This is a genomic window from Rhodopirellula baltica SH 1, assembly GCF_000196115.1.
Classification (GTDB): domain Bacteria; phylum Planctomycetota; class Planctomycetia; order Pirellulales; family Pirellulaceae; genus Rhodopirellula; species Rhodopirellula baltica.
Map to the genome: position 1 here is coordinate 2413350 of NC_005027.1, position 19190 is coordinate 2432539.

The window sequence follows — 19190 nt, forward strand, 5'->3', positions numbered from 1 at the left end:
CATGCAACCGCTTCTCCAATCCCGAACACCTTGGCTGATCGGCGTCCGACATCATTCGGCAGCACTCGCCCGTGCCATGCCCGCAATGTTGAATGACTTCGCACCGGAATGTTTGTTGGTCGAATTGCCAGGCGATCTGCAGGATTGGATCGAACACCTCGCCGATCCACAAACAATCGCCCCCGTCGCAATCTCAGCCGTGCACCCGGAGCATGGTCTGTTTTTCTATCCCTTGGCTGACTTCTCGCCAGAATGGGTGGCAATCCGCTGGGCAAAACAACGCGGGATTCCCGTCGTCGCATGTGATCTGTCGGTCGCTGCAAAATCACAGCTTGCCCACTCGGATTCCGAAGAACCGACAGATGACGTTCCCGGCCCGTTCGAAAATCACGGGCATCACGACGTTGTTACGACTGGACTCGATGAACTGCTCCGTCGCTGTGGAGAGACCGATACCGGTGGCCTTTGGCAACGATTGGTTGAATCGCCTGGCTTTGGTTCGGATCACGAATCGATCCGTCGTGCCGGCCTGATGTTCGGATGGGCAGTGCGTGAGAGTTCGCCAGTCGTTTCGCATCGTGATTTGCTCCGAGAGGCCGCGATGCGAACCGCCATTCGCCAGGCGCCCGCTCACTCCGCTGCCGTCGTGGGTGCATTCCATGCCGCCGCTCTGCTTCCGTCGGTGATCGAATCTTCCGAAGAACAGGACCTACAATTGTTGGATGGTGTTTCGGTTGAATCGAGCGCATCGGTTGGTGTATCGCTCGTGCCTTACTCTTTCGAGCAACTCGATGAACGCAGCGGTTACCCGGCAGGAGTTCGCGATCCCGTCTGGCATCAGCGAATGTTGGAATCATCCACTGCGGAACAGGCCGATGCAGCGTCCGCGGAATTGGTCACCGCCATTTGTCGGCATTTGCGAAAACAAGGACACGTCGCGGGAATGCCCGACGCTTGCGAGTCGCTACGGATGATGCGGGATTTGGCGAGACTTCGTGGTTTGCCCGTTGCAGGTCGTGGCGAGATGGTCGAAGCGATCCAAAGCTGCCTGGTACAAGGTGACTTGATGGGACGCGGTCGCGCCGTTGCGAGTGCTGCTGAATCCGTCTTGATCGGTCATCGAACCGGTTGTGTGACTCCCTTGGCTCCCAGGTGTGGGCTCGCCGTTGAAATCGACGACCAACTCGCGGCGTTGAAACTGCCGGGCCGTGAATCGTTCGGAGAAGACTCCCACCCAACATCCCCCCGCTCATCCAATCGTTATCAACGCGGATCACGTTCACAGCGAGACAGCGAAACGAAAGAGATCAAACTGGATGTGCTCCGCAGCCCTCGTGACCGAGCGCGTGCCGTGGTGCTGCGTCGCTTCAATGCCGCGGGGATTCCCTACGCGGTCCGTGTCGACGAAGTCCAACAGGGACACCGGGAAAACTTAGTCGAGCGATGGCAGATTGGATGGCAACAGGGCACCTCCGCGACCATTGAATCGGTCTCACGATATGGAGTGACATTGCGGCAGGTGGTCGAAGGAATGGTGAGGGCAGTCGGCAAAACTCCTGGCCAATCGGAAGCAGAGGCGGAGACGTTGCCCGCCAACATTTTGCATCGTCTGCAAATCGCGACTCAGTGCGGACTGGTCACGCTGGCTCGCCAAGCATTGCAACAGCTCAGCGGTTCATTCCGTCAGGCAGCGGGTCTGTCTCAGTTAGTGGAAGCAATCACAGTCATCACACAAATTCACGCTGGTCAGGTGCCAGGCCTGCCGTCGGACAAGAACGCCGCCTACCCACCATGGGTCGAGACCTTCGCCTTGCCGGATGCGGAAACGCAAATCAACGAACTTTTGCAAACCTGCCTGCAGCGACTCTCTGGCATCGGTGGATCCAATGATCCCGCCGATGTGATGGCAATCGTCGATCTGCTGGATTGGCTGACCGGCGACTTGCAGGCTGTCACCCTTAGCGGCGATCAAACCAGCACCTCGGAATCATGCCGAGTGCAGATCGCACACTGGTGTCGACGAACCCAACGCACGGGGAGTGATCGCATGCGAGGTGCTGCGGCGGCAGCCTTGTCTCGCTTGGACACATCCCCGGATGATTTCCGTGCAACCGAAACTGGCGACCAATGGACCGCGCTGACGAGAGGCTGGTTGGATTCAACCGGGAACCGCGAAGGTCGCCAGCGTCTTCAATACGCACTCGCCGGTGCGACTCAAGTCTTGCTGCCGCAGATGCAGAGCGACGCCTTTTGGCTGAGTGGAATTCATTCGGGTATCGCCGAGATGGGCGACGACGTTTTCTTGTCGCGGTTGCCTTCCTTGCGGGGTGCGTTCGCTGAGTTTTCCCCAGCCGATCGGCAGCGTTTGCTGCAAGTCTGCTTGTCGGAACTGGACGAACGCGGGTCAAACCTGGATAGCAGTGGCGCGTCGTTGTCCTCCATCCAGGAAGGCGATTCCGCGGCGATCACCGATGAACTGGGACGATTGCGAGAAGCCGACTTGGCGGGAAAAAGTGCGATCGACGCGGCCTACCCCGAGTGCCGCGATTGGTTGCAATCGTTTCGCTTCGACAACCAATCGCCGGGCGAAGGGGCCCCCCCTTCGATCAGTTCCAAGACGTCCGAGAGCTCACCTTCCCAGGCACATCGCCACAACGACGAACTGAATTTGGCCGATCGATGGCGGCTGATCTTTGGATTGCCGCCCGAATCGGGAACACCACTGGCGATGCGATGTGCGTCGTCACTCGATCAGCTTTATGGACGAGGGCATGGGGAAGGCTCTCGTGGCGGTCTAGCCAACGCACCTTCGGGAATGGGTGGCGGCACCGAGGCACCGGAACCAACAACAGCCCAGTGGGCCGAAGACCTCGAGGCTCTGTTTGGTAGCGATTTGTGCCAAGAAGTCTTGGGCACCGCTGCGGGCAACGGACGCTCCACCGCGATCGAACTGCTTGACCCCGACACCGTCACCCCATCTCTCGAACTTTTGCAACAAGTCCTCTCGTTAGCGGGCGCAATGCCCGAGTCCAAGGTCGCTACCCTGAGACGGTTGGCCCGACGTTTGACCGAACAATTGGCTTCCGAGCTTGCGGTGCGACTGCAACCTGCAATGAACGGTCTGTCCTCCCCGCGACCGACACGGCGACGAGCTCGAAAGCTGAACTTGCCCCGCACCCTTCGCGACAACCTTGCCAATTGCCATCGACGAGCCGATGGACGGGCAACCATTGTCGCTGAAAAGCTGATGTTTCACTCGCCGTCGAAACGGCAGATGGATTGGCACGTGACGTTTGTCGTGGATGTCTCAGCGTCCATGTCAGCGTCGGTCATCTACAGCGCGTTGGTGGCAGCCGTGTTCGATGCTCTGCCCGCACTTTCGGTTCGCTTCTTGGCCTTCAGTACCGAAGTGCTCGACTTCAGCGAACAAGTCGCCGATCCCTTGTCGCTGTTGTTGGAAGTCCAGGTCGGCGGAGGCACGGACATCGGGCTGGGGCTTCGAGCGGCACGGGCGGGAGTGACCGTCCCGTCCCGAAGCATCGTGATTCTTGTTTCCGATTTTGAAGAAGGCGTGTCGGTCGGTCGGATGATCGCCGAAGTTCGCGAGCTTGTCGACGCAGGAGTCAAATGCCTTGGCTTGGCATCGCTCGACGACTCCGGAGTGGCACGATTCCATCAAGGTTACGCGGCGATGATGGCGGGTGCGGGCATGCCGGTTGCAGCCGTCAGTCCAGAAAAATTGGCCCGCTGGGTCGGCGACCAAATCCGCGGCACCCAACAAGCAACCAACCCGTCCGCTGGTCTGGGAGGAATCGAGTGAATCCCGAACTCCCTTCGATCGCTGCAGAATTGCTCGCCGAGATCATCGAAGCGGCGCCCGGTCGGGTTCGCAAACGTTTGGATCGCAATCCCGCAGCGGCATCCAACTGGCAATGGGAACAAGCCAACGGCGGATGGACCATTTCTGCTGGAGATGAGACGGTTCAGTTGCATCTGGGCGACCAGCAGACCGTGCTCAACAGTGAGATGGTGTCCTGCTCCTGCCTGTTGTCTCCCAAGTGCTTTCATCTTCTCGCCGTTGTCACCTCACTGACGATCGCCGATGAAGCGGAGCCGAAAACCGATCTCAAAACGGACCATGATGCTCCGAGCCAACCCGGGTCCGACGGCGACGATGTCGAAATCACCGACGGCATACGAGGTGCGGCCCAACAAAGCTTGCAGGCAATCGACAGCCTGTTGGTGAGTGGCGCACGGGCCAGCGGATTGATTATCCAGTCCACATTGCTTCGCGCCGCCCATCAATCCCGCGCCGAAGGCTTGGTGAACTTGTCCGCCAGCCTGATTCGCATGGCCGAAGGAATCCAGCGACTGCGCGCGGGTGACGAACACGCGGATTGCGATCAACTTTGCCGAGACACAACCACCGCCATCGAAGCCGCTCACGGTTTGATTCGGGCCGACTCAGTCCCGAAGTCTCAGCTCGGATACGCTCGACGTCCGTTCTCACCCAATGCGCTGAAGCGGTTGACCGGCGTGGTGGCTGAACCAATCTTGACGTTGAGTGGTTACGCTGGCGTGGTCACACACTTGATCGGCGACGATGGGGACATCTACCAAGTCGTCGAGACCCGGCCCGGAGACGCGAACCTGATCAACCAAGCCTATCGAGGCGGGATTGATTTGGGTGAGACAACGGCTTCGGCACAAGTCATCAGCCGCTCGCGGATCGACGTTCAAAACCTGACCAGTTCACCAGATGGTCGACTCGGAAAGGGCGGCAAAACCCGTTGGGCCATCCAGCCGGTGCAAGAAAGTCACGCTGCGGATCTCTCAACGTTGCATTGCCATTGGACGAAAGACATTCGCGAACAAATCTCGCGAGTGTTTGATGCAACCGCTACGCCTGAACAGCCACTGCCCCGCGATCGCAACCTCGTCTGCGTCCAAGGCACCATCGTCGCTGCCAAGGGAGCGGGTGTCTTGTTTCAACCTGTTGATTGCAACGCCACACTGACGCTCGGGATCGCGATGGACAATGCGGCGGTGATGTACCGGCAAAACCTTCAAATGTTGGCGAGGTGCCCCGGACTGTCGATCGAGATCTTCGCGAGATTGCGGTTGAACCAAGCGGGCTGGATGGATGCCCTGAGCTTTCGTGCGTTGTCCGAGGAAGTGACCTTTCCGGATCATTGGTTGGGCCGCTGTCATCTCGGACTTGATGCACTGCAACGACATCATTTTCAGAACACTCAAAGATATGTCGAAGACGTCGAGCAACAACGAAAACAACCATCGCCAGCTGAACACAACGTATTAATTCGCAATGCCGTCGACACACGCAGTTCGAAGAGTGAATTGTTTCCAGGCCTCGAAAAACGTTGTGCAGCCATGGTGATCGGTGGTCGAAGTTCCGTCGGATCCATCAGTTCTCGCACTCACCGACAGGACCATGCACGGCTGGTCGCTAGAGGCCAACGCACAGCGGCGGGTCTGTTGAACCACTTGGCGATGGCATGCGCCGAATCCCCAGCCGTCACGCGGCGTGGCAACGTCAATCACGCTTCCGAAAAACACCGTCGCCCCCTCATCCTTGCCGTGATCGACCAATACTGCCGCGAATTCAGAAGCCACTACGAACGCGACCAATGGCGACGCTGGTTGGGTTGAGTGAATACCCGCCAATGAGGCAGATACTGGAGTTGCCGGTCTCAACCTCTATCTAGCCTTGATGGAAGAAAGAGGATTGTGGTGCACTTGAGTCAGCAGAGTCGAACAAAATGCCTGACCGCAATTGAGGTCGTTACAATGAAGCGAGGATTGGCAGAGAAATTACGTTGATCCGTTTGGCGATTGGTTTTCTTCTGCTTGCATGCCGTTTTCATTCGCGGGATGCATCTCGACGACGCCTTGCTTTTCAGACGCATCGCCCTTTTGCGTCGCTACCCGACTCCCCCGTTCCGCTGGAGCGACCAACATTCATGCCCAACGCCCATCCCGAAGGTAGCATCGCGTTGCTGATTGATGCTGACAATGCACCGTCCTCCAAGATCGAATTCATCATTTCTGAACTGGCCACCTACGGTATCGTCAACATTCGAAAGGCATACGGGAACTGGACCAAACGAGGCTTGGAAGGTTGGATCAATGTGCTACACGAGTACGCGATCGCACCGACTCAGTGCTTTGATTTGATCAAGGGCAAGAATGCAACCGACATGGCCTTGCTGATTGACGCGATGGACATTCTCTACACGAGACAGGTCAACACCTTCGGATTGGTTTCATCGGATTGCGACTTCACGCCGCTGGTCTGCCGTTTGCGGGAAGATGGCAAGCAAGTCATCGGATTTGGACGTCAGAACTCGCCTGCACCATTTGTCTTGGCCTGCAGCCACTTCATCTACTTGGACGAAGAACCCACCGAGAAAGCGCCGCCCAAAAAGAGGCGGGAAAGTTCGGTATCGTCGCTGCAAAAGAACACGAAGCTCATGAACACGCTTCGAACCGCGGTGAAGGAAGCCGCCGATGACGATGGTTGGGCGGAACTCGGACCGGTCGGAGCTCATATCTCGAACCAAGGTCCCTTCAGTCATCGAACCTATGGGTTCCCCAAACTCAGTGACATGTTCGATGCAATCGATCTATTCGAAGTTCAAAAGACCCAGCAAGCCGGGCCAGGATCGGTACGAGTCCGATTGAAAAGATAGGCGACGCCAGTTGCAACACTGGCATTGCAGGTTGTGTCGAAACACAGCCGAACCGGCATCCCTTCATTCTCTGACGCACTGTCCCTCACCACTGACTTCCCTTCTCTGATCAGCGTCCATTCGTGGGGATAAGTGTTCTCCCAAGGGTCAGCTGAAGAACACGAATCGTCGCTCATCAGAGTTCCATCCTTCATCGGTCTCCCGTTCGTTTTGGCAAGATGTCGAGAGTGATCCAGTTTTCTGCGACAGAAAACTGACGGACTGAGCGAAGTGTGGAAACCCAGTGCTGCTTTCGAATCTTGTTTTAATCGCTACTGGACCACCGACGCTTCGCTCCGAAAGGTGACCTGTTTCACGACTGAAACATCATCTCTGGTTAGCGTTTTTTGGACCGAATGGAACGGGAGGCACCGGGCCGAACGTGCAACGCTCGCCGGTTTGAGATGGGCCGAAACTTTCAATGGCAAGCGGATAGTCAGCAGCACGCCACCTCTGATTGTGACATTGCCTGATGAATGTGTTGGCATTCTCTGTTTTTACCGACCTACAGCCTTGACGCCGCATATCCTCTTTGGTCGGATGACCGCACATCCGACCGACGGTCGACTAACAGCCGACTGCTGGTCGGTTACTCAGTAGACAAAACAGGAGAATCAGCCGATGTACTGGCAAAGGGCGCGACAACCGGGCCAAAAGGCGGAGCGTGTTGCGGCCATCCTGGAGGCCGCAGCCACGCTCTTTGATGAGAAAGAGCTCGCTGACATCTCGATGCGTGATGTGGCTGCCACGGCGGGACTGGGCAAGGCAAGCCTTTACCACTACTTCAACACGAAGGAAGAGGTTTTCATCAGCCTGTACCGCGAAGAACTCAACGATTGGTTGCTCGACGTCGAAAGCCGTCTGAAACGACTTCGTTCCCCCACGCCAAAACGAATCGCGAAATCGCTGACGGAGGCGATTCGAAGTCGCGACCGCTTCTGTCGCTTGACGGTCGTTCTGGCGTCCGTGCTGGAACGCAATTTAACAACGGACTTCCTTCGAGAATTCAAGCGATCCCTCCTTCCTTCGCTCGAACGATGCGTGGCGGCCATCCAATCGGTTCAGCCAAACATGTCGGCTGCTGCCGTGCAGGAATTCATCATTCAGCATCATGCCGTGATCGCCGGACTTTGGCCGCTTGCTCACCCGTCCGAGCAAGTATCAACGCTCATGCAAGAAGAAGAGTTTCGAGGCCATCAGGTCGACTTTCATCGCTTATTCGAATCGACGATTCGCCAGTTGATTCAGCCTCAATAGCTCCTCTTCAATAACGCCTATCAAAACAGAGATGGAAACATGCCCACCGAAAAACATTTTGGCCCGCAAGGCTGGACGCCCGACCGAATCGGATCACTCCAAGGCAAAACCTATGTCATCACCGGTGCCAATGCTGGTGCGGGATTCGAGGCGACTCGTGCATTGCTGTCCAAAGGCGCGAAGGTGGTGATGATGAACCGCAACGCCGACAAGTCAGCCGCAGCCATCGAAACCTTGAAACGGGAATTTGGCAGGGACGCCGACGTGACCTTTGTGCGTTTGGATTTAGCAGTGCTGGATTCGGTCCGAGAAGCGGCTTCGGAACTACTCGATACGGTCCCTCAAATCGATGCACTCATTTGCAACGCCGCGATCGCCCAGGTGGCCAAACAAGAGATCACCGTGGACGGTTTTGAAAGCCAACTTGGCGTGAACCACTTCGGGCACTTCTTGCTGTGCGGACTGCTGTTCGATTGGATCGAACAATCGCATGGACGCATCGTCGTCGTCGGCAGCAACGCCTACAAAATGGGCTTGAAGAAGATCCAATTCGAAGACTTGAATTTCGACAAAAACTACACCGCGTGGAACGCGTACGCGCAGAGCAAGTTGGCTCAAATGATGTTCGCCTACGAGCTTCAGCGACGCGTGGAAGCGTCCAGCAAGCACGTTCAGGTTCGGGTTTGCCATCCCGGTGCATCGCGAACGAATTTGCTCAACGATACCGCCAGTTTGCCGATGAAGATGTTGTGGAAAGTGATCTCTCCCTTCATCGCCCAATCCGCAGAAAGAGGCTCATGGCCCGAAGTCATGTGCGCCACCGAAGACGGCCTGAAACCTCAAGCCTTGTACGGTCCCACCAAGAGAGCCGAAACCGTAGGCCCCGTCGGGGAATGCCCGCTCGAACCTCTCGCCCTGAACCAAGAAGCCGCCACCCAACTCTGGTCAGTCTCCGAGCAAAAGGTCGCCCTCACCTGGTCGCCCTAGCAACCAGCGTCGAAGTAAATGTCGGACAGAATGAGTGGCATAGGCTTCCAGCCTGTGTTCCGCGCACTTACAGGCTGGAAGCCTTTTTGTACCCCACATCTTTTGCGAGCCGCTTGCGTTGTGAATACAGTCGCTTTGAAGCCAAACATCCCCTGTCCAAAAACTATTAGTGTTCGATTAGCGGAGATTAGTGTCCCCTTGGCCGCTCTGGCGGAACACTAATCCGCTCTGATCGTGCACTAATCTTTGGTGTTTCGAGATGTGGGGTATAAAAAGGCTGGAAGCCTATGCCACTTGTTTTCCGCACAATCCTTCAAGTGCCGAGGCCTTCCAGCCGGCGACTGCCCAAACAACTGCCCCACATCCCTCACGCCCAGAACTTTGTGCCCTGAACGCTATGCCCAGTATTTTGCTTCGACTTTAAAGCTGACGGGCAAAACTCGAAGTCGGGTGCGACCATCGAAGATCACTCGGTCTCTTCTTGCCGGACGATCAGCAGCAACTCGTCCAGGTCAGCAATCAGTTCTCGCATCGTTTGATACCGACTCGCCGTTTGTTTCGCGATCGCTTTGAAGACGATCCGGTCAGCTTCCTTGGGAATGTGTTGATTGGGCGAGCGTTCACTCGGTGGAGTCGGTTGACGCATGCAGATGTTCTCAAACGTTTCATTGCGATCCTTGCCACGAAATGGCTCCGCAACCGCCATGGCTTCGTACAAACAAACTCCCACCGAAAACACGTCGCTGCGTTCGTCAATGTCTCGATTGGCAATCTGTTCCGGTGACATGTAGGTCGGAGTACCGATCAACAAATTGGCTGGTGTCAACGTTGGCAGCTCATACGTATGTTCCTCGTGTTTGACCTTCGACATCGAGGCCGACTCACTCGGCGGCGCATGACTGCTTTCGTTGTGTGGAGTAGACGTCACTGCATAGCGACCATCATCGAGAGTCGGGGCACCCCAAACCTTGGCTGAGCCCCAATCCAACAGCGTGACTTCACCGAAGTTACCCACCCAAATGTTTTCCGGTTTGACATCCCGATGAATCACACCCGCCGCGTGTGCGAACACGAGCGTTTGACAGGTGTCTCGAACGATCTCGATCCGTCGGTGCAACGGAAACGCAGCGGCGACCTTCTCGTCGCCCTTCCCAAGCTGGCGAAGCACGGAGAAAAAATTCTCTCCTGAGATCCGCTTCATCGCATAATAAATTCCATATTCCTCGTCCTCGCCGATCTCGTGCACAGGCACCGTACCGGGGTGTTCCAGTTGTGCTGTCACCCGCGCTTCGCGGAGCAGACGACGCCGGAATCCGCGGTCCAATCGGTGTTCCGGCAACAACATCTTAAGCACCACGGTGCGGCCCACGATTTGGTCGTAGGCGGCATACAACACTCCGTTGCCGCCGCGAGCCATTTCGGTGAGGTCGCGGTACTTGGCCAGTCCATGCGGACGTGGCGATGGAAGCTGAATGTCAGTGCTGGAGAGTGAAAGCATCATTCGTCAACGTAGCCTGCTTGAAGGTACAGTCGGGCCGCTTCTCGGTAGGGTGGTTCCCAACCGAGTTCCTGCAGCAAATCACGCCGTTTCTTGAGATACCATTTCGGGTCAATGGAATGCCGGTTGGCTTCCAGCAATTCGAGTGCTCGCCCCTTCTTTCCAGATCGGCGAAACATACGGTCCTGCAACAGAATGAATTCGCGTCGATCACCCTGCGTTTGATCGGTCAGTCGCTGAAAAGCTGCCACCAAGCGCGACTCATATTCGTCCGGCTTGGCAATCGGCCATCGCTCTAGGACCTCCGGCAACTCGCGATACGCCAGCGCTCGGCCGAGTCGATATCGCGTAAACGCAAGCGTCCAACCGGTGGGCGTTGCCAGCGTTTGCGAATCCGACGGAAGATGATCCATGAGCGACTGCTCCAATTCCCCGGCCAGCTCAATCGTCTTCCGCAAGTTGTCTTTGCGTTCTTCGTCGGTGTCAGAAGCGATCAACCGTTTCTGCAAATCAACCATCACACTCCAAACATCACCGTCGACGGATTCAGGTCGCGGCAGATCTGCCAACACGGGCTCCTCCATCAACTCGGATTCGTTCGGTGCGTCAGCGGGTGCAGAAGGCATGCGTCCTGGCTGCCACCGACGAAGCCACGATTGCCGAGCGGAATATTCCAAACGTTCGTCGTCTGACGAGGCATTCTGGATCTTCAATGCAATGGACGCCAGCGTTTCGGTCTTCCAGCGCTGGGCCTCCACCGTGCGAGGACTTTCCGCGAACGCACTCCATTGCAGGCAGACCAACGCCAGCAACAGCATCGTTCGCCATGCCCAACGGCCAAGGCCATCAATCCGCTGAGGTGGTAGGAACAGTCCAGCCATGTTGCATTCAAGTGGTACATTGGTTGTTGTTTGCATCGCACCCTCGTGACCTTACCGATTTCCCATGCAGCATTCCACAGTGAGCCACGTTTTCTTTTTCTTCGCGGTTTCCTTTGCGGTGGTCGTTTTGTTCGGATCTGGTTCGTTGATGGCGGATCCATCCGATTGGGCGGAAGGCACGCAGGAACACAATGATGGTGCCAACCGGGAACACTACAACCAAGCGGCTTCGTTGCGATGGGCTCACTTCATGGGCGATTGGTGCGACGCCAAAGGAACCGAGCAAGGCGAGACAGTCTATGCGATCGCTGAAGTATCTGACACGGACACTCTCACCCCCGTTCGCTGGGACGTGACGACGCTCGCGAACGAGTGGGGCCAGGGAACGCATCCCAATCAAGGCATGTTTTTACGTGTTGTTGAAGGATCCGGCCGGATCGCGTTCGCCAGCCGAGAGAGCACTGATGAAACCCTGCGTCCCAAACTCGAACTGACTGGCAAGAACGGAACGGCCATCCTCGACGCAGTCGCCGATACATTCCTGACCAAGTGGACTTACCGTAGCCAGGGACAAGCGAACGAATTGCGAGTCTCGGCCGAGGCGGAAAACCTGCTGGTCCGTTTCGATCTCGAACAAGCCACCGACATCGGAACGATCACCCGGGCCACGTTGGTGCTGCTGTCACCCCAGCAGTTCGGATCGGCCAGCATCGGTGTGTTTCGTTGCAACCAAGGCGAATCCGACGTTCCCACTTCACCCGCTTTAGGCATCGCGGCGAAGTACGAAAACGATCGAGGAATCGCGAATGATTTAGACGTGATTTTCGCGACGGGTTTCGAACGAGCAGACTGGAAAAGTGAATGGACTCAGGTAGGCAAAGACGGCAAAGTGGACACGGTCAATCCTGAATCACGCTCGGAAGGTTTCCTTCCTTTGCAAGGCAAGGCGTTGCGTTCGCGCATCGACGAAGGTGAGTTCACAGCCTTGAACACGCTCTACAAGTTTGATGAACGAATTGGCAGCGAGCCCGAAGAAATCTACTTTCGCTATCACTTGCGCCTGGCTGATGACTGGAATCAAACCGTTCAAGGCGGCAAGCTACCGGGGATCAGCGGGACGTATGGTCGCGCAGGCTGGGGCGGACGAAAGAGCGATGGCACCGACGGCTGGTCAGCTCGCGGGCTGTTCCAAAAGACCGTCCCCGCCGGCAATCCTTTGGCGGGACGAACCCCGATTGGATTCTACTGCTACCACGCTGACATGCACGGAACCTATGGATCTCACTGGGTCTGGAGCCAAAATTACCGTGGATACCTGGCCAAGAATCAGTGGTACACCATCGAACAACAGTGCCGCCTCAACACTCCCGGCGAAAAGGATGGAATCTTACGAGGCTGGGTCGATGGGCAACTGGCATTTGAAAAAACGGACGTGCGATTCCGCATGACCGACGAACTCAAAATTGAACAGATCTGGATGAACCTCTACCACGGCGGGAAAACCGCATCGCCACACGACCAGCACATCTTCATCGACAACGTGGTGATTGCAAAGAAGTACATCGGACCGATGGTCACCTCGCCCTGAGTCGGTGCGGCTTGCCCCTCATGCTGAATCAGTCACACGCAATGTCGTATTGAACAACACTTCAAGTCAAGAAATAAGTGTCGCAACAAACCTTAAGAAACCGCCTGGTGTTTGAGCGTCCATCAAATTTTCAGTGATTTGTATCGACGAATCGAACTGCGAACGCGGGCTTTGCCACCGGGGCTTCGCTGACATGACGCGTCCAATCGACCAACTTGGCATGGTCTCTCGGGTTGGCTCGTTGTTCGATGCGTTGGCGTCTCACTTCGTCGTCACAGGTCAGATACCAAACGGTTGGTGTCACGCCAAAACGCTCAGCCAATTGACTTGGCCAATTTGGGTTCTCCAGCTCCCGAGTGAACGGTCCCACGATCACGACAGGGATATGCTGCAAATTGTCAGCCGCGGTTTGGAAAAGGCATTCATAGACCGCGTCACGAAACAACCGTTTGTATTCTGGGCTGTCTCGGTCCGCGGGATTCAATCCCGCCGCGGACAAACCAGCTCGAACAACCGGTTCAGTGACGGTGTCGCTATCCAGCAACACACCGCCCAATTTGCTTGCCAGATCCTTGCCGAAGGTGGTCTTACCAACGCCGGCGGCGCCTGCAACGATGTGGAGTTCAGTGTTCGTCATGGTGTTTCAGTGATATGGAGACGTCATCTCGTTCGGCAATTGAGCTGGTTTGGTAGAGCCAACGTAATCATTGTGCGACAAGTCCAGCAACCATCATCACGATGCAACAAGTCATTGGCGAAATGCTGGCGATCGATCTATTCGGGACACCAGCGACAATGCCCCCCGACCGCATCATCGTATTTTCATTGAACCCACTCGTCGCGGATGGAACCCGCGACTCTCCCGTGAAGGATTCACCGCATGAATGAACTTTATCGATACGAGAGTCGGCAGCGTCGAACCTCAATGATCTTGCTGGTAAACATGGTTGTCCTGCTGACGATGTACCTCGCTGCACGGATTTTCATTCCCTCGTCGGAAGAAAGCGAGCAACTTTTCTTCTGGCTGAACATCGTTACTCCGCTGGTCGAAGTTTGCTTATTGCTCGCCGCCATCTACCTCTGGGTCAAAAACGAGACGTTCCGGATGGTCGTGACAAAAGATACTTTCGAAGTGTTCGATCCGCTCTCTCGGACCTTCACGTTCTCCGTTCCCGTGCATGAGATCGTCGAGATCAAGCAAACTCACCAGGCCAACCATAGTTCCATCGTGATGAAAACCGCCACGGGCGATCGATTTCGCCTTACACAAAACTATCACTACAGCCGAACGAAACTCTACGCGGCGTTGGCCAAGGTCAATCCAGACATACGCTTGCCGAAAAGTGCTTGGCGATTCAGCCGATCCTGAATCCTGTTGCACACAGCGGCTCGATCGTAAATCGCGTTACTTGATTCTTGCGATCGGCATCCGATCGACACTCTTCGCTGCATCCCGCCCGTCGATTCTGAAAAGCTGCCGGTTCTCAATGAGTTTCTAGATGAATACTCGGTGTGCATCCACGCACAAAAACGGTCCAGCGTTTACCACTTGCATGACGGTTCAGTAATTGCATGACAGAGGCTGGACTCCGCCCCTTCCTCAAACAGAGACTCCGATGTCATCAACCATCACCGAATTGTTAGGCGAAGATCAGAAATACCTGCTGGAACATCGCTGCGAAACCATCGATTCCAGCCGCCTACACCTGCCCGGCCCCGATTTCCTCGAGCGGGTTTTGTGTGGAACGGATCGCAACCAACGCGTGGTCAACAACCTCGCCCGCCTCTTTGGCCACGGCCGGCTCAGAGACACGGGTTACGTCTCAATCCTTCCGGTGGACCAAGGCATCGAACATTCCGCAGGAGCCTCCTTCGCTCCAAATCTGGACTATTTCGACCCGGAAAACATCGTGAAGCTGGCAATCGAAGGCGGTTGCAACGCGGTGGCGTCAACGTTCGGTGTCCTGGGAGCGGTGTCGCGAAAATACGCTCACCGGATTCCGTTCTTAGTCAAAATCAATCACAACGAACTGTTGAGCTATCCGAACACTTATGATCAAGTGATGTTCGGTCAAGTCGACCGAGCCCATGACATGGGTGCCACCGCGGTGGGCGCAACCATCTACTTTGGCTCACCAGAATCACGTCGACAAATTGTCGAAGTGGCCGAATCGTTCGAGCGCGCTCACGAACTCGGGCTCGCAACCGTCCTATGGTGCTATCTACGGAACCCGGCCTTCAAGACAGACCAGGACTACCACACATCGGCCGACTTGACCGGACAGGCCAACCACTTGGGAGTGACCATTCAGGCGGACATCATCAAACAAAAACTGCCGACCAACAATGGCGGATACAACGCGATTGCATTTGGAAAGACTTCGCCCTTGGTTTACCAAAAGCTAACAACGGATCACCCAATCGATCTGTGCCGCTATCAGGTTGCCAATTGTTTCATGGGTCGCGCCGGCTTGATCAACTCTGGCGGAGCATCTTCCGGTGCGTCAGATCTGGCCGAAGCGGTCAAAACAGCAGTGATCAACAAGCGTGCGGGCGGAACAGGGCTGATCTCCGGCCGAAAGGCTTTTCAGCGTCCGATGCCCGAAGGTGTGGAACTTCTCCACAAGATCCAAGATGTCTATCTCGACAAAGAAATCACCGTCGCCTGAGCACGGCCCGAAATAGATCTTCCGCCTCGCGAATGATTCAAGTTCCCGCCGAGCTCGGATCATTTTCGCGAAGGTGGGCGGTCAATGCAGCGATGTACGCCGTCCGTTCTTCATCGCTGCTGAATTCGAGAGGACGCTGCGTTTTCAAATCTTGCATCGATTGCATGTCATGCTTCTCCATGAACGAAACCAGGCCACGCAGCATCGTTTGAATCACAGACGCGCCCTCTCGATAGATAGCCGAAGTCACCATCGCAACGTCCGCACCAGCCAACAACACTTTGATCAAATGATCTGCGTTGCCGACACCACCACAGGCCGCCAAAGGCATCGCCGGACAGCAACTGTGAACCTGCATCAAAGTGTCGAGTGAATCGACACCCTCGTCCGCCGATGTGATTCGCCAACGGCTCGCCAACCTCAATGTGTCCAAACAAATATCGACTTTCGGTGCGCGACCATGAAGCACCATCCCTTGAGCTCCCGACAGCAACTGACGAGCGATATGCGGCAGGCTGGTGAAGTTGCTGCTCAGCTTCACAAACAATGGAACCGTGATTGCGGAATTGACGTCTCGAATTGAATCAAGAATCGTCATTTCAATCTCCGCTGAACTGCCATACTCTCGTGCGCCTGAGTGATGCACATTCAGCTCAATTGCGGACGCTCCGGCTTCCTCAAGTTCCCCGGCAAAATCCATCCAGCCTCCAGCGGTGTAACCATTCAGGCTCGCGATAATGGGAATGTCTTGCAAAGAACTGGCACGGTTGACCAGTGCCAAATACGAATCGCCATCTGGGCAAACCCAATGATGCTTCGTGCGGTCGGATTGTCCCAGAATCATTCGTTCTTTGGGTGTGAGTTGGCGTCCATGATTCCAACTCCAATCGATCACTTGTTCCTCAAACAACGATGGCAAAACGATTGCCCCGGCACCAGCCTCCTGCATTTCCATGCGGGTCCGCTCGTTCATCGATAACGGCGACGCTCCGACGACAACCGGTGACCTCAACGAAAGTCCGCCGAATTGAGTATTTAAACGAGATGGCATGGCTTCGCATCCATTGAAAGAGAAAGGGACCGTCTAAAGCATTTCGACCAGTTGAACCACGTCAGGGACATCAACCACCAACTCTCGCTCGCTGTCTGAAATTGGTTCGTGGCAAGCAAGCTGATGTTCCAAAACCGTCAGGTCCGCATCCGACGCATCTTGATTCTTCTCACGACGGTCAATCACGCGTTGCCGCAACGTTTGCAAATCGGTGTGACAATTTAGAATCGCAAAGGGAACGCCTGATCGAGTTGCAACATCCACGAACTGTTTGCGATGAGATCGCTTCAAGAACGTCGCGTCGACGACCACGCTGTACCCGCTCGCAAGGATTCTCTCAGCCAATTCTGCCAGTCGACGGTAAGTCTTCTCGCTCGCGTCGTCCCCATACACTTCCAAGACTTCTTCAGGTCCAGGACGCTCGGTGACGGACAATCCGAACATTCGTTTTCGTTCGATGTCGCTTCGCAACCGAATCGCATCGTGACGCTGCACGATTGCCTCACTCACGGTGGACTTGCCACTACCGCTGACTCCATGAGTGATCCAAAGTCGTGGCGATTCACGAAGCGTGAATCGGTATGCCAGATTGAGATGTTCCCGTACGTCTTCGTTGTCACCACGCATCGAGGCCGTCAATGCCCGAACCAAAGCACGATAAACCAAGAAAAATCGCAAAAGGCTCAAGGACTGATAGTCTCCCGTGCGTTCCAAATAAGCATTCAAAAACAAACGAGACAGATCGAGGTGTCCTCGAGCGGACAAATCCATCGCCAAAAATGACGCATCACTCAGAACATCAATCCATCGCAATTGATCGTTGAATTCAATGCCGTCGAATGGCCGCAGCTTTCCTCGCCAATCAATGATGTTGTCCGCATGAAGGTCGCCATGACAGGCGCGGATAAAGCCTCCGTTGATACGGTTGGTTAGCCTTTGAAAGTTTTCACGAAGGAATTCGCTTGTCCACTCTCGCAACACTTCCAAAACGCGAGAGCGTTCATCGTCCAGATCCGCCTCCACTGTCTCAAATATCTGGCGGGTGTTCTGCGTCAAAAAGCCGGGCCACTTCAGGGCAATGCCTGAATAGCAAGCGACTGCGTCCTGGTGAAACTCTGCAACTGAATCAGCAAGCTGCAAAACTTTGCCGCGAGTCAACTTTCCTCGCTCGATTTGTTGACTCAACAACGCTGTTTCAGGAAACCGATTCATTTGCACAGCAAACTCGATCGCCTCTCCCTCGCCTTGCACCTTAACGGCTTCGTCCGCGAACGTGATTGGCACGACGGCTACATAGAGGTCGTCCGAAAACCGCCTGTCTAGTCGCAACTCTTCTTCGCAGAAATGACGGCGTTTCTCCAATGTGGTGTAGTCGAGAAATTCCGTCTTGACGGGCTTTTTGATTTTGTAAGCAAATTCACCAGCCAGAAACACGAAGGAGATATGCGTTTCATGAACGACCACCGGGCCTTTAACGGGATGAGGGTATGCCTCCGGTCGTTTCAAACCGGCAACCAACCTCTCCGTTGAAACCTCATTCTTTGCGGTCGAGTCCATCGTTGTCATCGGTCTCAATAGGAAGGTGACGAAATTTGGAAGTCAGGGACGATCAGTAGCCACACAAGCCGCGTGGGCATTCGCGTCAACTGCGATTTAACAAAAGCGTCAGCGGGCAAAACCGAAGTCAGTGGGGCGTACTGAATTCATCGATCAGCCCGCTGACGCGGGGCGAGCCTTCTAAGGAACAGCAGGTAAATGGGCGGTCAAATACAAATCACTGAATCATGAAGCCGAACGTTCGCGACCTTGGTCTGAAACATGGACAACAGACCTACGCCTTCAGAATTTCCCCCTTCATCAGATTCATTCTCCCACCGGCTTCCTCTGGCTATTCCCTGGGTAGTTTGATCAGCTCCTCTCGATGCTTACGCATGTAGGAATGGCACTCAACACACCGGACAGTCATCGCAACGTACCCCATGGTGGCTCGATGGATGTCTTGCTCTTCCGCCGATTCCACGACCAGATCTGTTGCACGTTGGAAGTCACGGCTTTGATCCGCATATTCGCGTGTCTGGATGACATTCCATCCCGACTCGGTGCTGAGCAATCTTAAAGATCGAGCATTCGACGCAACTTTGTCATAGTCTTCCAGCGTGAGTCCTTCGAGAATCGCCTTCGACTTTTCCAACTTCATTCGCATCAACGGAGTCAACTGGCTGCCATCGATTCTTTCTTCGTTGCCCGTAGGAGGATCCGCTCGCAGACTCATCGTCCAAAGCGAACCGATCACGACGACCGACGAGAGCATGATTGCTAACAAGCGTCTCATCACATTTCACTCCGAGGGAACATTGTCATGGAAAGTTAGTTGAATCGTTCGTCCAATACCTCGGCACTTGCCTAGCGGGCTGTTGATTAATGAGCCGTACCGCGTTAGCGGCGGTTAGTCAGACGCCAACCGGGGCTAACGCCCATCGGCTAATTGTTGTCACTCGGTATACGACTAA

General features: G+C 55.3%; 15 protein-coding genes. 9 read left to right on the forward strand and 6 right to left on the reverse strand.

Annotated elements, in window-relative coordinates; translation table 11 throughout:
• Position 1: 1 nt before the first annotated feature.
• The 5 genes from RB_RS09385 (at position 2) to RB_RS09405 (ending at position 8993) form a co-directional block, all read left to right on the forward strand.
• Positions 2–3820, forward strand: coding sequence for a DUF5682 family protein (locus tag RB_RS09385; RefSeq protein ID WP_164921777.1), 3819 nt, complete (start codon positions 2–4; stop codon positions 3818–3820).
• On the forward strand, positions 3817–5670 hold the full coding sequence (locus RB_RS09390) for a hypothetical protein (protein WP_164921778.1): 1854 nt from the start codon (positions 3817–3819) through the stop codon (positions 5668–5670). Before RB_RS09385 ends, RB_RS09390 begins: the two co-directional genes overlap by 4 nt.
• Before the next feature lie 311 nt (positions 5671–5981).
• Entirely contained in the window at positions 5982–6710 is a 729-nt protein-coding gene (locus RB_RS09395; RefSeq protein WP_011120052.1) for an NYN domain-containing protein, read from the forward strand.
• Between the two features lie 660 nt (positions 6711–7370).
• On the forward strand, positions 7371–8006 hold the full coding sequence (locus tag RB_RS09400; RefSeq protein WP_011120055.1) for a TetR/AcrR family transcriptional regulator: 636 nt from the start codon (positions 7371–7373) through the stop codon (positions 8004–8006).
• Between the two features lie 39 nt (positions 8007–8045).
• Positions 8046–8993 (forward strand): SDR family oxidoreductase, encoded by a 948-nt coding sequence (locus tag RB_RS09405; protein WP_011120056.1) that lies wholly within the window; start codon positions 8046–8048, stop codon positions 8991–8993.
• 466 nt (positions 8994–9459) lie between these two features.
• On the opposite strand, the gene RB_RS09415 is transcribed toward RB_RS09405, so the two are convergent.
• Together RB_RS09415 and RB_RS09420 are read right to left on the reverse strand one after the other, a co-directional pair.
• On the reverse strand, positions 9460–10494 hold the full coding sequence (locus RB_RS09415; protein WP_011120058.1) for a serine/threonine protein kinase: 1035 nt from the start codon (positions 10492–10494) through the stop codon (positions 9460–9462).
• The gene (locus RB_RS09420) at positions 10491–11372 is read right to left on the reverse strand and encodes a hypothetical protein (protein ID WP_164921779.1); all 882 of its coding nucleotides are present in this window, start codon (positions 11370–11372) and stop codon (positions 10491–10493) included. Before RB_RS09420 ends, RB_RS09415 begins: the two co-directional genes overlap by 4 nt.
• Before the next feature lie 79 nt (positions 11373–11451).
• Between RB_RS09420 and RB_RS09425 the strand changes: the two genes are divergently transcribed.
• Entirely contained in the window at positions 11452–12960 is a 1509-nt protein-coding gene (locus RB_RS09425; RefSeq protein WP_164922799.1) for a polysaccharide lyase, read from the forward strand.
• A gap of 130 nt (positions 12961–13090) precedes the next feature.
• Here RB_RS09425 and RB_RS09430 read toward each other — a convergent pair whose 3' ends face one another.
• A complete protein-coding gene (locus RB_RS09430; protein ID WP_011120061.1) occupies positions 13091–13597 on the reverse strand; it encodes an AAA family ATPase in 507 nt (168 codons plus the stop codon).
• Positions 13598–13698: 101 nt separating this feature from the next.
• Between RB_RS09430 and RB_RS27735 the strand changes: the two genes are divergently transcribed.
• From RB_RS27735 to RB_RS09440, 3 genes are all read left to right on the forward strand, one after another.
• A complete protein-coding gene (locus RB_RS27735; protein WP_007326910.1) occupies positions 13699–13848 on the forward strand; it encodes a hypothetical protein in 150 nt (49 codons plus the stop codon).
• Positions 13841–14329, forward strand: coding sequence for a hypothetical protein (locus RB_RS09435; protein ID WP_011120063.1), 489 nt, complete (start codon positions 13841–13843; stop codon positions 14327–14329). The genes RB_RS27735 and RB_RS09435 overlap by 8 nt, the downstream gene beginning before the upstream one ends.
• Positions 14330–14576: 247 nt before the next feature.
• Positions 14577–15629 carry a class I fructose-bisphosphate aldolase gene (locus RB_RS09440; RefSeq protein ID WP_164921780.1) on the forward strand — a complete coding sequence of 351 codons (1053 nt, stop codon included), beginning with the start codon at positions 14577–14579 and terminating at the stop codon, positions 15627–15629.
• Positions 15630–15666: 37 nt separating this feature from the next.
• On the opposite strand, the gene RB_RS09445 is transcribed toward RB_RS09440, so the two are convergent.
• The 3 genes from RB_RS09445 to RB_RS09455 all read right to left on the reverse strand — a co-directional run bounded on the left by RB_RS09445 (position 15667) and on the right by RB_RS09455 (position 19015).
• Positions 15667–16680 carry a dihydroorotate dehydrogenase-like protein gene (locus tag RB_RS09445; RefSeq protein ID WP_011120065.1) on the reverse strand — a complete coding sequence of 338 codons (1014 nt, stop codon included), beginning with the start codon at positions 16678–16680 and terminating at the stop codon, positions 15667–15669.
• 33 nt (positions 16681–16713) lie between these two features.
• Entirely contained in the window at positions 16714–18246 is a 1533-nt protein-coding gene (locus RB_RS09450; protein ID WP_164921781.1) for a bifunctional aminoglycoside phosphotransferase/ATP-binding protein, read from the reverse strand.
• Between the two features lie 322 nt (positions 18247–18568).
• Positions 18569–19015, reverse strand: a complete 447-nt coding sequence (locus tag RB_RS09455) for a hypothetical protein (protein WP_011120068.1) — start codon at positions 19013–19015, stop codon at positions 18569–18571.
• Positions 19016–19190: the final 175 nt, after the last annotated feature.